This is a genomic window from Burkholderiaceae bacterium (assembly GCA_024235995.1).
Taxonomy (GTDB): Bacteria; Pseudomonadota; Gammaproteobacteria; order Burkholderiales; family Burkholderiaceae_C; genus Ottowia.
Map to the genome: position 1 here is coordinate 790,415 of JACKLI010000001.1, position 13,557 is coordinate 803,971.

Below are 13,557 nucleotides of genomic sequence, written 5' to 3' on the forward strand. Positions count from 1 at the left end.
GCGGCCGGCCGCGCCCTCGTTAAACTTGCACTTTTGTCGTCTCTGGAGCTCACCCCATGCCTTCCTTGTGGATTCGCCGCGCCGCCGGCGGCCTGCTGGTTGCCGCCACCGCCCTGCTGGCTTCCTGCGGGTCGGGCTCGGTGGTGTCTGACCTGAAGCCCGAGCGCTTCATCAGCGTGGGCGACGGCTTTGCCGACGTGGGCCAGAACGGCCACCGCTACACCGTCAACGACGGTACCTACAACTGGCTGCAGCAGCTGGCCTCCTACTACAACCTCACGGTGGCACCTGCCTCGGCCGGCGGCTTCGGCTACGCTCAGGGCAACGCCCGCGTGGCCCTGGCCGACACCACCAGCGGCACCAATGCTCCCAGCGTCACCGCGCAGATCGACACCCTGCTGGCGCGCACCGCGCTGGGGCCCAACGACGTGGTGTTCGTCAACGGCGGCATGAGCGACATCGTCGACGCCGTGGCCGCCACCGGCATCTCGGCGGCGACCGACACCGCCATCGACACCGCCGCCCGCGCGCTGGCCGATCAGGTGCGCCGCGTGGTGGCCGCCGGCGCCACGCACGTGGTGGTCAGCGGGGTCTACAACCTGGGCATCACGCCCTGGGCGCGCAACCGCAACATCGCCAATGACGCCACGCGCATGTCGGTGGCCTTCAACGACCGCCTGCTGACCCAGATCGTCGACATGGGCGCCACCGTGCTGTACTTCGATCCGGCGCTGTTCTTCAACCTGATCTACAACAAGCCCGAGAGCTACCCGGTCGACAACAACAGCGACCCGGTGTGTACCACGCCCGACGCCAGCACCTGCACCCCCGCCACCCTGGTGGCCGGCGCCGACTACACCCGCTGGCTGTTTGCCGACGGCCTGTACTTCACGCCTGCCATGCTGCGGCTGTTCACCAACGAGGGCTACCTCGAGAACGCCTACACGCGCTTCAAGAACCGCTGGTGATCCGACCATGAGCACCACGCGCACGCACCGCATTGCCGTCATCCCGGGCGACGGCATCGGCCAGGAGGTCATGCCCGAGGCCCTGCGCGTGCTGCAGGCCGTGCAGCGGCGCTTCGGCGTGGCGCTGGAGCTGACGCCCATCGCCTGGGCCAGTTGCGACTGGTACGCCAGGACCGGCCAGATGATGCCGGACGACTGGAAGGCGCAGCTGCAGGGCATGGACGCGCTGCTGTTTGGCGCCGTCGGCTGGCCGGCCATCGCGCCCGACCACGTGTCGCTGTGGGGCAGCCTGCTGAAGTTCCGGCGCGAGTTCGACCAGTACATCAACCTGCGCCCGGTGCGCCTGTTCGAGGGCGTGCCCTGCCCGCTGGCTGGCAAGAAGGCCGGCGACATCGACTTCCTGGTGGTGCGCGAGAACACCGAGGGCGAATACACCAACCTGGGCGGCGTGATGTACGCCGGCACCGAGCGCGAGATCGTGGTGCAGGAGACGGTGATGAGCGCCTTCGGCACCGACCGCGTGCTCAAGTTCGCCTTCGAGCAGGCCGCCGCGCGCCCGCGCCGCAAGCTGGACGTGGCCACCAAGAGCAACGGCATCGCCATCAGCATGCCCTGGTGGGACGGCCGCGCCGACGCCATGGCCGCGCGCTACCCGCAGGTGGCCGTGCAAAAGCACCACATCGACATCCTCAGCGCCCGCTTCGTGCTGCAGCCCGAACGCTTCGACGTGGTGGTGGCCAGCAACCTGTTCGGCGACATCCTCTCCGACCTGGGCCCGGCCTGCACCGGCACCATCGGCCTGGCGCCTTCGGCCAACCTCAACCCCGAGCGCACGTTTCCCAGCCTGTTCGAGCCGGTGCACGGCTCGGCGCCCGACATCTTCGGTCAGGGCATCGCCAACCCGGTGGCCATGATCTGGTCGGCCGCGCTGATGCTGCAGTTTCTGGGCGAATCAGCGGCGCACGACGCCATCGTGCGCGCCATCGAGACCGTGCTGCGCCAGGGCCCGCGCACGCGCGATCTGGGCGGCACCGCCAGCACCGCCGAGATGGGTCAGGCCATCGCGGCGCTGATCTGAGGCGCCAGGGCGCTGTCCGGTAAGGCGGCCGCCACGCCGCGTACCACGTCGCCGATCACGATCACCGAGGGGCTGGCCAGCCCCTCGCGGCGCACGGTGGCGTGCAGTTCACCCAGGCTGGTGAGCGCGTGGCGCTGCTGCGGCAGGCTGGCGTGCTGGATCACCACCGCCGGTGTGTGCGCGGGCAGGCCGGTCAGCAATTGCTGCTGGATGCGGGCGCAGCCGGCCATGCCCATGTAGATGACGAGTGTCAGGCGCGCATCCCGCGCCGTGGCGGCCAGCTGCCGCCAGTCGATGTCCGCATCGCCGGGCTTGGCGTGGCCGGTGACAAACAGCACGCCGTGGGCGTGCTGGCGGTGCGTCAGCGGCGCGCCCAGCAGCGTCATGCCGGCCAGGCCGGCGGTGATGCCGTTGACCACCCGCACGGCGATGCCCGCTGCGCGCAGGTGCTCCACCTCCTCGCCCCCGCGGCCGAAGATGAAGGGGTCGCCGCCCTTCAGGCGCACCACGTGCTCGCCCCTGTGCACGGCCTTGATCATCAGCTTTTCGATGAAGGCCTGGGGCGTGCTGAGGCCGCCGCCGCGCTTGCCCACCGGCACGGTGCGCGCGCCTGCCGGGGCCAGGGCCACGACGGCCTCGCTCACCAGGTCATCGATCAGCAGCAGGGTGGCCGCCTGGATGGCCTTCAGCGCCTGGAGCGTGAGCAACTGCGGGTCACCCGGGCCGGCGCCAACCAGGGTGCAACTGCCGGGTTGTGGGCGGGGGACAGGGAGGGTCATGGATTCACCCTGCTCAGGCCAGCTTGCGTTTGGGTGCAGTGCGCGCGTGGGTGGTGTAGAGCGTCAGGCCCGTGAAGGCGATGCCGCCCAGCAGGTTGCCCAGCACCACGGGGATCTCGTTCCACAGAAAATAGTCCAGGATCGAGAACTGGCCTCCCATCATCAGGCCCGAGGGAAAAAGGAACATGTTGACCACCGAATGCTCGAAACCCATGGCGTAAAACAGCATGATCGGCATCCACATGGCAATCACCTTGCCGCTGACGGTGGTGGAAATCATGGCACCGACCACGCCAGTGGACACCATCCAGTTGCACAGCACGCCGCGCAGGAAGATGGTGAGCCAGCCCATCAGTCCGTATTTGGCGTAGCCGAGCGTGCGGGCTTCGCCGATGTGGCCGATCTTCTGCCCGATCTCGTTGGGTGCGACGGAAAAGCCGTAGGTGAAGATGAAGGCCATCATGGCGGCCACGGTGAGTGCGCCCAGGAAGTTGCCGACGAACACCAGGCCCCAGTTGCGCAGAATGCCTTGCACCGTGACCCCTGGGCGTTTGTCCAGCCAGGCCAGGGGCGTGAGCATGAAGACCCCGGTCAGCAGGTCAAAGCCCAGCAGGTAGAGCATGCACACGCCCACCGGAAACAGCAGCGCGCCGATCAGCGCCGAGCCGCTGGTGACCGAGGCGCTGACGGCAAACACCGCCGCCAGCGCCAGGATGGCGCCGGCCATGTAGGCGCGGATCAGGGTGTCGCGCATGGACATGCGGATCTTGGATTCACCGGTGTCCACCATCAGCGTGACAAATTCGGACGGCGCGAGATAGGCCATGGGGTGCTCTCCTGTGAAGGGGTTTTCAGGGGGTGGTGATTCAGGCCGGGGCGGTGTGGTGCCGGCAGGGCCCGGACAGCGGGGGTGCCTGGTCGATGGCGTGGCCGGCCAGTTCGTCGGCGTCGAGGTACACCTGCCCGTGCTCCAGCCGGACGCGAAAGCTCGGCGTGCAGCCTTCATCGGGCGCGGCGGCCCGGCCGTCGGCCAGGCCGATGCTCCAGTTGTGCAGCGGGCAGGCCACGTGGGCGCCGAACACCAGGCCCTGTGACAGCGGGCCGCCTTGGTGCGGGCAGCGGTCGAGCAGGGCATGCACCTCGTCCGCGCCGGTGCGAAAGACAGCCACGTCCATGCCGCGTGCTCGGCGCACGCGGCGCGCGCCGAGCACGGGGATGTCGTGGAGGGAGCAGATGGCGGTCCAGGTGGTCATTGCTATATTTAAAGGAGCTTGTGGCGGTTATGAGATAAGGGCTGCAGGCTGATTTGGCTTCAACCAGGGGCGATGGGTGTGATCGGGATGAACTGGCGCCGGTCCACCGCCGCCGGTTCGGGATCGAACCAGGGGTCGGCCACGTCGGCCAGCGCGTCCTGCAACTGCTGCCACAGCGCCCGGCGGCCTTCGGCGTCGTCCAGGATGCGCTTTTTCACGTGGTCCAGGCCCACGCGGCCCACGTAATGCACGGTGCGCTCCAGGTACCAGCCTTCCAGGCGGTACAGCTGCATGAAGGCACCCGTGTACTCCAGCACCTCCTGGGCGGTGCGCAGCTTGGTGAAGAACTGCGCCACCTCGGTCTTGATGCCGCCGTTGCCGGCGATGTACATCTCCCAGCCCGAGTCCACGCCGACGATGCCCACGTCCTTGATGCCGCTCTCGGCACAGTTGCGCGGGCAGCCGCTGACGGCGAACTTGGCCTTGTGCGGCGTATCCATGCCGACCAGGGCGCGCTCCAGGTCCTTGCCCAGCTGCGTGCTGTCTTGCGTGCCCATGCGGCACCACTGGTTGCCCACGCAGGTCTTGACGGTGCGCAGCGCCTTGGCGTAGGCGTGGCCGCTGGGCATGCCGATGTCGCGCCAGACGTTGACGAGGTCTTCCTTCTTCACGCCCAGCAGGTCGATGCGCTGGCCACCCGTCACCTTCACCGTCGGGATTCGGTACTTGTCCACCACGTCGGCGATGCGGCGCAGCTCGGCGGCCGAAGTCTCGCCGCCCCACATGCGTGGCACGACGCTGTAGGTGCCGTCCTTCTGGATGTTGGCGTGGCCGCGCTCGTTGACCAGGCGGCTTTGCGGGTCGTTGCGGGCCAGTTTCGGCCAGGTGCTGATCAGGTAGTAGTTGATGGCCGGGCGGCAGCTGGCGCAGCCGTTGGGGGTCTTCCATTCCATGAACGCGAACACCGCAGCCACCGTCAGCAACCGGTGCGTGGCGATGGCGTCGCGCACGGCTTGGTGGCCGTGGTCGGTGCAGGCGCACAAGGGCTTGGTCTTGGGCGTGGCCGAATAGTCGCCGCCGGCGGTGGCCATCAGGATCTGCTCGACCAGGCCGGTGCACGAGCCGCAACTGGCGCTGGCCTTGGTGTGCCGGCGCACCTCCTCCAGCGTGAACAGGCCCTTGTCCTTGATTGCCTTGCAGATCTGGCCCTTGGTCACGCCGTTGCAGCCGCAAACCTCGTCGTCGTCGGCCAGGGTGGTGGCCTTGTTCTGGCCCTGATGGCCGCCGTCGCCCATGTTGGACTGGCCAAACAGCAACCGGTTGCGCAGGTCGGCCACGCTGCGCCCGTCGCGCAGCAGCTTGAAGTACCAACTGCCGTCCACCGTGTCGCCATACAGGCAGGCGCCCACCAGCCGGTCGTTCTTGAGCACCAGCTTCTTGTACACGCCGCCGCCTTCGGCACGAGGGTCGCTGAGCACGATTTCCTCCGTGCCCGCGCCCCCCTGAAAGTTACCCGCCGAGAACAGGTCGATCCCCGTCACCTTCAGCTTGGTTGAGGTCTGCGAGCCCTGGTATTGCCCGATGCCCAGCTCGGCCAGGTGGTTGGCCAGCACCTTGCCCTGCTCGAACAGGGGCGCCACCAGGCCGTAGGCCACGCCGCGGTGCGCCGCGCACTCGCCCACGGCGTAGATGCGCGCATCGGTGACGGTCTGCAGCGTGTCGCTGACCACGATGCCCCGATCCACATGCAGGCGCATGGCCTCGGCCAATGCCGTGTTGGGGCGAATGCCCACGGCCATCACCACCAGCTGGGCCGGCACCTCGCTGCCGTCGGCAAAGCGCACCGCACGCACGCGAGCGGCCGCCCCGCCGTCCGGCTCACCCAGCAGCGCCTGCGTTTGCGCCTGCATCAAGAAGCGCATGCCGCGCGCGGCCAGCGACTGCTGCAGCAGCTGGCCGGCCACGGCGTCGAGCTGGCGCTCCATCAACCAGGCGCCGGCGTGCACCACGGTGACGTCCATGCCGCGCTTCATCAGGCCGTTGGCGGCCTCCAGGCCCAGCAGGCCGCCGCCGATGACCACGGCCTGGCGAAAGCGCGCGGCGGCGTCGATCATGGCCTGGGTGTCGGCCATGTCGCGATAGGCCAGCACGCCCTGCAGCCCAGTGCCCTCGATCGGCAGGATGAAGGGCCGCGAGCCCGTGGCCAGCACCAGCCGGTCGTAGCCTGCTTCGATGACCTGGCCGTCGGTGGTCTCGCCGCGCACGATGCGGTGGCGGCGATCCACCGCCGTCACCGTGCAGCCCGCGTGCAGCCTGATGCCGTGCTCCTGGTACCAGCCCCAGTCGTTGAGCACGATGTTTTGCAGCGTCTGCTCGCCCGCCAGCACGGGCGACAGCAGGATGCGGTTGTAGTTGGGGTGCGGCTCGGCGCCGAACACCGTGATGTCGTACCGATCGGGCGCGATCTTCAGCAGCTCTTCCAGCGCGCGCACACCCGCCATGCCGTTGCCCACCATCACCAGTCTGGATTGCGTCACCATCATCTCCCGGGGCTGTACGCCCAGCCTCAAAAACCGCCGATCCACTGCGCATGCAGCGGTCACACACAGAGCACAGCAACTACCGTGCCAGACTCGGGATGGGGCGATGATTTTTTGATGAGTGGGCCCATGGCGTCCACCACATCAGGGCATGGCGCTATGAAATCAGGATTGATGGCGATGTCCCCCGGGATTGCCTTGGCAGCAGGCAGATGCACCATTGCGGTGCGGACGGGGACAGGCAGCGATGTCGATCGGTGCAGGCTGCGTGGCCGGGCCTGCCGTTGGAACCATAATGGCGCGCGCCGGGTCTCAGTTCACTTCGGGTCGTCGCCCCGGTTGTCGGCGGGCGGCTCCTTGGGCGGCAGCTCGCCCTTCTTGCGCCCCGAAAACATGGTCCACCACACCATCAGCACAAACAGCAGCAGCGCGCCCAGCGCCTCGAGAATCAGCAGGGTCATGGCCAGGGGACTTCGAGTTCTTGCATGGGCTGCCATTGTAGGAACGCTGGCCAGCTGCGCCGTTAAGCCGCCGGCGCCCACGGCCCCCCCGGCCGGCGCCGAGTCACCGCTGCCCCCGCTGGCCAACGTGCCCGACAGCCTGCCCACCGGCCCCGCGCTGCAGCGCCCGGGCAGCCGCTGGGTGCCGGTGCGCTGGGCCGACCTGCCGGGGTTCGACCAGGACGCTACCTACGAGGCCTGGAACGCCTGGATCAAGAGCTGCGAGCGCCCGCCCGAGCCCTTCCGGGCGCTGTGCAGCGAGGTGCGCCGCCTGTCGCTGGCCACGCCCGAGGAGCAGCGCCAGTGGATGCGCCTGCGCCTGCAGCCCTACCGCGTGGAGCCTGTGGGCGGCGGCGCCGACGCCGGCCTGCTGACCAGCTATTTCGAGCCCGTGTACCAGGCCGCGCGCCAGCCCGGCGGCGCCTACCAGGTGCCCGTCTTCGCCTCGCCCCCCGGCCTGAATGCGCGCCAGCCCTGGTACACGCGGCGCGACATCGACACCCGCCCCGAGGTGCGCGCGCAGCTGGCCGGCAGCGAGATCGCCTGGCTGGCCGACCCGGTGGACGCCATGATCCTGCAGATCCAGGGCTCGGGCCGCCTGCGCGTGACCGAGGCCGACGGCAGCCAGCGCCTGGTGCGCCTGGCCTTTGCCGGCACCAACAACCAGCCCTACCGCAGCCCCGGCGGCTGGCTGCTGGGCCAGGGCGCCATCCAGGACGCCACCTGGCCTGGCATCAAGGCCTGGCTGGCCGCGCACCCCGAGCGCCTGCAGGATTTCCTGTGGAGCAACCCGCGCGTGGTGTTCTTTCGCGAGCAGGCGCTGAGCGCGCTGGACGAGCAGTTCGGCCCCCGGGGCGCGCAGGGCGTGGCGCTCACGCCCGGGCGCTCGATCGCCGTCGACCCGCAGAGCATCCCCTACGGCACGCCGGTGTGGCTGGTCTCCAGCGGCCCGGTGGCCAGCCTGCAGCGCCTGGTGCTGGCGCAGGACACCGGCAGCGCCATCCGCGGCGCCGTGCGCGCCGACTACTTTGCCGGCTGGGGCGCCGAGGCGGGCGACTTCGCGGGCCGCATGAAGCAGCCCTTGAAGCTGTGGGCCCTATGGCCGAAATGACGCCTCCCCCTGCGTCGCTGCGCGGCCCTTCGATCTGGTTGATGGCCGCCGCGCTGTCCGGCTGCGCGGCGATCCGCGACGCGCCGCGCCTGGCCTACCAATGCCCCGAGGGCCTGCGCTTCGAGGCGCGTTTGTACGAGGACATGGCCACGCTCGACGGCCAGCGCGGCCATGCCGTGCTCGAGCGCCTGCCCCACCAGCGCGACGACGAGCTGATCTATGGCGACGCCACCCTCACCGCCGACTTCGGCCTGGGGCTGGAGCAGCGCCTGGCGCGCCTGAGCTATGCCAATATCCCCGAGGCCGTCACCTGCACCCGCGTGGTGCCCGCCGGCCAGCCGGCCGTGCCGGTGCGCGCCGCGCCCCGCCCGGGCCCGCGCAACCCGCCGCCGTTCGACCCCGACGCGCCGGTGCAGACCAACATCCGCACCGGCGACGGCAACGTGGGGCCGGGTTAGGGCCTGTTCACGCCATGAAAGGGGTCGCGTTGCCTCGCCAAGGGGCTGGATGCCAGGCGCCCGTGCGCGGCAAGGCTTGCGCCTTGCGAGCGCGGGCAACGCCGCAGACGGCCCCTTGGCGAGGCAACCCGTAGGGAAGCTCATGACAGCCCGCCCCTCGGCGTTGCGCTTCTTGTACGTGCCGACGCACGCACGGCGTCGCGCGCCTTGATGGGCGGGCTGTCATGAGCTTCGCGACCCCTTTCATGGCGTTAACAGGCCCTAACGGCGAAAATAGGGCCGATGAACCTCCTGGCCTTCGACACCAGCACCGAGCAGCTGTCCATCGGCGTGCAGCGCGGCGCGCGGCAGTGGCTGCACGCGGGCGCCGGCGGCGCGCAGGCCTCGGGCACGCTGATCCCCACCGCGCTGCGCCTGCTGGCCGAGGCGGGCCTCGAGCTGGCTGCGCTGGACGCCATCGCTTTCGGGCGCGGGCCGGGCTCGTTCACCGGCCTGCGCACCGCCTGCGCCGTGGCGCAGGGGCTGGCCCTGGGCGCCGCCGTGCCGGTGCTGCCCGTCGACACCCTGCTGGCGGTGGCCGAGGACGCGCGCGCCGCCCACGGCGGCACGCAGGTGCTGGCGCTGCTGGACGCGCGCATGGACCAGGTCTACGCCCAGCCCTGGGCGTGGACGGCCGGCGGCGGCTGGTCGGCGCTGGGCGAGGCCAGCGTGGGCGCGCCCGAGGCCCTGGCCCTGACGGCCGGGCCGGCGGCGCCCTGGGTGCTGGCCGGCAACGCCTTCGCCGCCTACGGCGCGCGCCTGCCGGCCGCGCTGCAAGCCTTGCCGCGGCACGCCGCCGCGCCCAGCGCGCGCGCCCTGCTGGACCTGGCGCCGGCCCTGCTGGCCGCCGGCCGAGCGCTGCCGGCCGAGCAGGCGCTGCCGCTGTACGTGCGCGACAAGGTGGCGCAAACTACAGCGGAACGCGCCGCAGCGGTCGCGCGCTGACGCCGACGATTGGCCATGAGCGCCCTGCCCCGTCCGCCCGCCCCTGACGCGCTGCCCCAGCCGCCGGGGGCGGCGCGCTTCGCGCCCCTGTCGGCCGCGCACCTGGACGCGGTGCACGCCATCGAGCAGGCCGTCTACAGCCACCCCTGGTCGCGCGGCAACTTCAGCGACAGCGTGGCGGCCGGCTACCTGGCGCAGTGCCTGCTGGTCGGCGACGCGCTGGCGGGCTACTTCGTCGCCATGGCGGGCTACCGCGAGGTGCATTTGCTCAACATCACCGTGGCGCCGGCGTATCAGCACCAGGGCTGGGCGCGCGCCATGCTTGATGCGCTGGCGCTGTGGTCGCGCTGGCACCAGGCCGAGTGGCTGTGGCTGGAGGTGCGCGCCAGCAACCGGCGCGCCCAGCACGTCTACCGCCAGCACGGCTTCGCCCAGGTCGGCCTGCGCAAGGCCTACTACCCCGCCGGCCGTGGTCAGCGCGAGGATGCGGTGGTGATGAACCTGCGCCTGAGCGAGGGAGAGGCGCCATGACGCTGGATCTGGATATGCGCCAGCGTGCGATGTTGGCCGAGATGGGCGTGCGACTGTGGGCGCCCCAGCCCAAGGCGCCTGCGGCCGTGAGCGAAGAAGCGCCGTCCGACCAGGCGGTGGCGCCCACGCCCTCGGCCGCGCCGGCACCGCCCGCGCGCGCCCGCATCGCGCCGCCCGCGGGCGACTTGGCGCCCAGCTCCCGCCCCGCCGGTGTCGAGGCCATGGACTGGGACGCGCTGCAGGCCGCCGTGGCCGGCTGCCGCGCCTGCGGCCTGTGCGCCGGCCGCACGCAGGCGGTGTTCGGCGTGGGCAGCCGCACCGCCGGCTGGATGGTGGTGGGCGAGGCGCCGGGCGAGACCGAGGACCGCCTGGGCGAGCCCTTCGTCGGCGCGGCCGGCAAGCTGCTGGACAACATGCTGGCGGCCATCGGCCTGTCGCGCCAGGCCGGCGATACTATTGAATCGATAGCTGATGGGGCTGATTCGACGGGGGCCAGTGGCCCAAATGGCTTGAAACGCGGGGTCTACATCGCCAACGTCATCAAATGCCGCCCGCCGGGCAATCGCAACCCGCTGCCCGAGGAGGTGGCGCAGTGCGAGCCCTACCTGCGCCGCCAGGTGGCGCTGGTGCGCCCGCGCATCATCCTGGCCCTGGGGCGCTTCGCGGTGCAGTCGCTGCTGAACACCACCGAGCCCATCGGCCGCCTGCGCGGGCGCGTGCACCAATACCAAGGCGTGCCCGTCATCGTCAGCTACCACCCGGCCTACCTGCTGCGCGCCCTGCCCGAAAAAGCCAAGGCCTGGCAGGACCTGTGCCTGGCGCTGGCCACCGCACAGCAGGGGGCGGACGCCGCCGCGGCGCCATGACCGCCGCCGCGGCACCGGCCCCCGCCGCGCCCCGGCGCCACTGGGTGCTGGCCGGCCTGATGGCCATGATGCTGCTGGCCGCCATGGACACCAACATCGTGGCCACCGCCATCCCGCAGATCGTGGGCGACCTGGGCGGCCTGGCCCTGGTGAGCTGGGTGTTCTCGATCTACGTGCTGGCGCAGACCGTGACCATCCCCATCTACGGCAAGCTGGCCGACCTGCTGGGCCGCAAGCCGGTGCTGGTCGGCGGCGCCCTGATCTTCCTGGCCGGCTCGGCGGCCTGCTCGCTGGCCTGGAGCATGCACGCGCTGATCGTGTTCCGCGGCCTGCAGGGCCTGGGCGCGGGCGCGGTGATGGCCACCGTCAATACCCTGGCGGGCGATCTGTACGAGGTGCACGAGCGCGGCGCGGTGCAGGGCTGGCTGTCCAGCATGTGGGGCATGGCGGCCATTGCCGGGCCGCTGCTGGGCGGCGCGTTTGCCCAGTACGCCAGCTGGCACTGGATCTTCCTGGTCAACCTGCCGATCGGCGTGCTGGCGCTGGGCCTGATCGGGCGCTTTCTGCACGAGCGGCGCCAGCCGCGTCGCCCGCGCATCGACTGGGCCGGCGCGGCCCTGGTGCTGCTGGCGCTGGGCGCGCTGATCGTGGCGCTGCTGGAGGGCGGGCAGGCCTGGGCCTGGGGCTCGGCGCCCTCGCTGGCGTTGCTGGCCGCCGCCGCGCTGGCGCTGGCGGCGCTGGTGTGGGTGGAGGGGCGCGCGGCCGAGCCGGTGATGCCCGGCTGGCTGTGGCGCGACCGCGCGCTGGCCGGCTCCAACCTGGTGATGATCGCCATGGGCCTGGCCATGATGGCGCCCAGCATCTACCTGCCCACCCTGCTGCAGTCGGTGCAGGGCCTGGGCGCCATCGCCGCCGGCCTGGTGCTGGCCAGCCTGAGCCTGGGCTGGCCCGTGGCCTCGGCGCTGTCGGCGCGGCTGTACCTGCGCATCGGCTATCGCGACACGGCGCTGCTGGGCGCCGCGCTGGCGCTGGCGGCGGCGCTGGGCTTTCGCGCCCTCCCGCAGCCGCAGCCGGTGTGGGCCGTGGTGCTGGACCAGCTGGTGCTGGGCGCGGGCTTCGGCCTGCTGTCCACCGCGCTGCTGGTGGGCGCGCAGTCGGTGGTGGGCTGGCAGCAGCGCGGCGTGGTCACCGGCGGCAACATGTTTGCGCGCTACCTGGGGCAAAGCCTGGGGGCGGCGGTGTTCGGCGCCGTGTTCAACCACGCCGTGGGCCAGCGGCTGGCGCAGGCGCCGCAGGCACTGCGCGGCCAGGGGCTGGCGGGCGTCGACTCGGTGCTGGCGCTGCTGCAGGGCGGCGCCGCGCCGGCGGCGGTGCGGGACTGGCTGAAGGCCGCGCTGGCGGCCGCTACCAGCGATCTGTACGTCGGCATGGCCGTGGCCGCCGTCTTCATGGCGCTGGTGCTGCTGGCGGTGCCGCGGCGCTTTGCCATGGACGGCGCTGCGCCGCGCTCAGGCTGAGGGCGGGTTCGGCGCGGGCGGGGCGGCCAGGCCCAGCTGCGCCAGCAGCGGCAGCACCTCCTGCGTGGCGGCCTGGCCGGCGTCGATGGCCTCGGCCGCGCGATGGAAGTCCAGCAGGCCCAGGTGCGCCAGGCGCGGGGCAATCACCGCCTCGGGCGGGTCGCCCGCCATGCGGCTGCGCGTGATGCGCACCTGCATCACCTGGATGCTGCTGGACACCACGCTCAGCAGCGACGGCAGCGGCGGCTCCCCGGGCGCGTCCGGCTCGTCCGCCCCTTCCTTGCCCAGCGGCCACAGCGCGCCCAGCCCCTGCTGCAGCGACTGCACCCAGCCGCCGCCGGCATCGGGCGGCGCGTCGGGTTCGGGCGCGGCCGGCGGCGCGCCGCGAAAGTAGCGCCCCAGCTTGTCGTGGTTCAGGTCCACCGCGATCACCACGTCGGCGCCCAGCGCGCGCGCCAGCGACACAGGTACCGGGTTGACCAGCCCGCCGTCGACCAGCAGGCGCTGATCGCGCCACACCGGCGTGAACAGGCCCGGCAGCGCAAACGAGGCGCGCACCGCGTCGCTCACCGAGCCGCTGCGCAGCCACACCTCCTCGCCCGTGTGCAGCGCCGTCGCCACGGCGGCAAAGCGCGTGGCCAGCGCCTCGATCGGCTGGGCGTCGAAATGCTCGCGCATGTAGGCCGCCAGCCGCTGGCCCTTGAGCATGCCGCCGCCCAGGTTGAAGTCCATGTAGGACATCACCGCGCGCCGGTCCATGCCGCGCACCCAGGCCTCGAAACGCTCGAGCTGGCCGGTGGCATAGGCCGCGCCCACGATGGCGCCCACCGAGGCGCCGCACACCACGTCGGGCACGATGCCCGCGCTCAGCAGCGCCTGCAGCACCCCGACGTGCGCCCAGCCCCGCGCCGAACCGCTGCCCAGGGCCAAGCCGATGCGGGGGCGGATGGATGGCTGGGTCATGCGGGAGCG

General features: G+C 71.4%; 14 protein-coding genes. 8 read left to right on the forward strand and 6 right to left on the reverse strand.

All coding sequences use genetic code 11. The features are described 5' to 3' along the window. Window positions 1–56 precede the first annotated feature (56 nt). Both H6927_03945 and H6927_03950 read left to right on the forward strand, forming a co-directional pair. Complete coding sequence (locus H6927_03945) at window positions 57–968, forward strand: GDSL family lipase (GenBank protein ID MCP5217241.1); 912 nt, start codon at window positions 57–59, stop codon at window positions 966–968. A gap of 7 nt (window positions 969–975) precedes the next feature. Further along, entirely contained in the window at window positions 976–2,046 is a 1,071-nt protein-coding gene (locus H6927_03950) for a tartrate dehydrogenase (protein ID MCP5217242.1), read from the forward strand. Here the strand turns inward: H6927_03950 and cobA are convergent. From cobA to H6927_03975, 5 genes are all read right to left on the reverse strand, one after another. Next, the gene (cobA, locus tag H6927_03955; protein MCP5217243.1) at window positions 2,022–2,825 is read right to left on the reverse strand and encodes a uroporphyrinogen-III C-methyltransferase; all 804 of its coding nucleotides are present in this window, start codon (window positions 2,823–2,825) and stop codon (window positions 2,022–2,024) included. The two genes, H6927_03950 and cobA, sit on opposite strands and share 25 nt — an antisense overlap. Window positions 2,826–2,838: 13 nt before the next feature. Then, a complete protein-coding gene (locus H6927_03960; GenBank protein ID MCP5217244.1) occupies window positions 2,839–3,651 on the reverse strand; it encodes a formate/nitrite transporter family protein in 813 nt (270 codons plus the stop codon). Window positions 3,652–3,691: 40 nt separating this feature from the next. Continuing rightward, window positions 3,692–4,078, reverse strand: a complete 387-nt coding sequence (gene nirD / locus H6927_03965; GenBank protein ID MCP5217245.1) for a nitrite reductase small subunit NirD — start codon at window positions 4,076–4,078, stop codon at window positions 3,692–3,694. A gap of 59 nt (window positions 4,079–4,137) precedes the next feature. Continuing rightward, window positions 4,138–6,615, reverse strand: a complete 2,478-nt coding sequence (locus H6927_03970) for an NAD(P)/FAD-dependent oxidoreductase (GenBank protein MCP5217246.1) — start codon at window positions 6,613–6,615, stop codon at window positions 4,138–4,140. Between the two features lie 320 nt (window positions 6,616–6,935). Continuing rightward, window positions 6,936–7,079 (reverse strand): hypothetical protein, encoded by a 144-nt coding sequence (locus tag H6927_03975; GenBank protein ID MCP5217247.1) that lies wholly within the window; start codon window positions 7,077–7,079, stop codon window positions 6,936–6,938. Between H6927_03975 and H6927_03980 the strand changes: the two genes are divergently transcribed. From H6927_03980 to H6927_04005, 6 genes are all read left to right on the forward strand, one after another. Beyond that, a complete protein-coding gene (locus H6927_03980; GenBank protein ID MCP5217248.1) occupies window positions 7,012–8,229 on the forward strand; it encodes an MltA domain-containing protein in 1,218 nt (405 codons plus the stop codon). The genes H6927_03975 and H6927_03980 overlap by 68 nt on opposite strands. Next, window positions 8,226–8,687: a hypothetical protein gene (locus tag H6927_03985; protein ID MCP5217249.1), complete on the forward strand. Its 462-nt coding sequence runs from the start codon at window positions 8,226–8,228 to the stop codon at window positions 8,685–8,687. Before H6927_03980 ends, H6927_03985 begins: the two co-directional genes overlap by 4 nt. Before the next feature lie 282 nt (window positions 8,688–8,969). Then, a complete protein-coding gene (tsaB, locus tag H6927_03990; protein MCP5217250.1) occupies window positions 8,970–9,671 on the forward strand; it encodes a tRNA (adenosine(37)-N6)-threonylcarbamoyltransferase complex dimerization subunit type 1 TsaB in 702 nt (233 codons plus the stop codon). A 15-nt stretch (window positions 9,672–9,686) separates the two neighbouring features. Continuing rightward, complete coding sequence (rimI, locus tag H6927_03995) at window positions 9,687–10,202, forward strand: ribosomal protein S18-alanine N-acetyltransferase (GenBank protein ID MCP5217251.1); 516 nt, start codon at window positions 9,687–9,689, stop codon at window positions 10,200–10,202. 14 nt (window positions 10,203–10,216) lie between these two features. Then, entirely contained in the window at window positions 10,217–11,068 is an 852-nt protein-coding gene (locus tag H6927_04000) for a uracil-DNA glycosylase (GenBank protein MCP5217252.1), read from the forward strand. Then, a complete protein-coding gene (locus H6927_04005) occupies window positions 11,065–12,585 on the forward strand; it encodes an MFS transporter (GenBank protein ID MCP5217253.1) in 1,521 nt (506 codons plus the stop codon). The genes H6927_04000 and H6927_04005 overlap by 4 nt, the downstream gene beginning before the upstream one ends. Here the strand turns inward: H6927_04005 and H6927_04010 are convergent. Further along, on the reverse strand, window positions 12,577–13,548 hold the full coding sequence (locus H6927_04010; GenBank protein MCP5217254.1) for a patatin-like phospholipase family protein: 972 nt from the start codon (window positions 13,546–13,548) through the stop codon (window positions 12,577–12,579). The genes H6927_04005 and H6927_04010 overlap by 9 nt on opposite strands. Window positions 13,549–13,557: the final 9 nt, after the last annotated feature.

Bases quoted from the DNA above. Each gene is read 5' to 3' on its own strand.
- tsaB (MCP5217250.1), top strand. From the start codon at position 8,970: ATGAACCTCCTGGCCTTCGACACCAGCACCGAGCAGCTGTCCATCGGC.
- H6927_03945 (MCP5217241.1), top strand. From the start codon at position 57: ATGCCTTCCTTGTGGATTCGCCGCGCCGCCGGCGGCCTGCTGGTTGCC.
- H6927_03950 (MCP5217242.1), top strand. From the start codon at position 976: ATGAGCACCACGCGCACGCACCGCATTGCCGTCATCCCGGGCGACGGC.
- H6927_04000 (MCP5217252.1), top strand. From the start codon at position 10,217: ATGCGCCAGCGTGCGATGTTGGCCGAGATGGGCGTGCGACTGTGGGCG.
- H6927_04005 (MCP5217253.1), top strand. From the start codon at position 11,065: ATGACCGCCGCCGCGGCACCGGCCCCCGCCGCGCCCCGGCGCCACTGG.
- H6927_03985 (MCP5217249.1), top strand. From the start codon at position 8,226: ATGACGCCTCCCCCTGCGTCGCTGCGCGGCCCTTCGATCTGGTTGATG.
- H6927_03980 (MCP5217248.1), top strand. From the start codon at position 7,012: ATGGTCCACCACACCATCAGCACAAACAGCAGCAGCGCGCCCAGCGCC.
- H6927_03960 (MCP5217244.1), bottom strand. From the start codon at position 3,651: ATGGCCTATCTCGCGCCGTCCGAATTTGTCACGCTGATGGTGGACACC.
- H6927_03975 (MCP5217247.1), bottom strand. From the start codon at position 7,079: ATGACCCTGCTGATTCTCGAGGCGCTGGGCGCGCTGCTGCTGTTTGTG.
- rimI (MCP5217251.1), top strand. From the start codon at position 9,687: ATGAGCGCCCTGCCCCGTCCGCCCGCCCCTGACGCGCTGCCCCAGCCG.
- cobA (MCP5217243.1), bottom strand. From the start codon at position 2,825: ATGACCCTCCCTGTCCCCCGCCCACAACCCGGCAGTTGCACCCTGGTT.
- nirD (MCP5217245.1), bottom strand. From the start codon at position 4,078: ATGACCACCTGGACCGCCATCTGCTCCCTCCACGACATCCCCGTGCTC.
- H6927_04010 (MCP5217254.1), bottom strand. From the start codon at position 13,548: ATGACCCAGCCATCCATCCGCCCCCGCATCGGCTTGGCCCTGGGCAGC.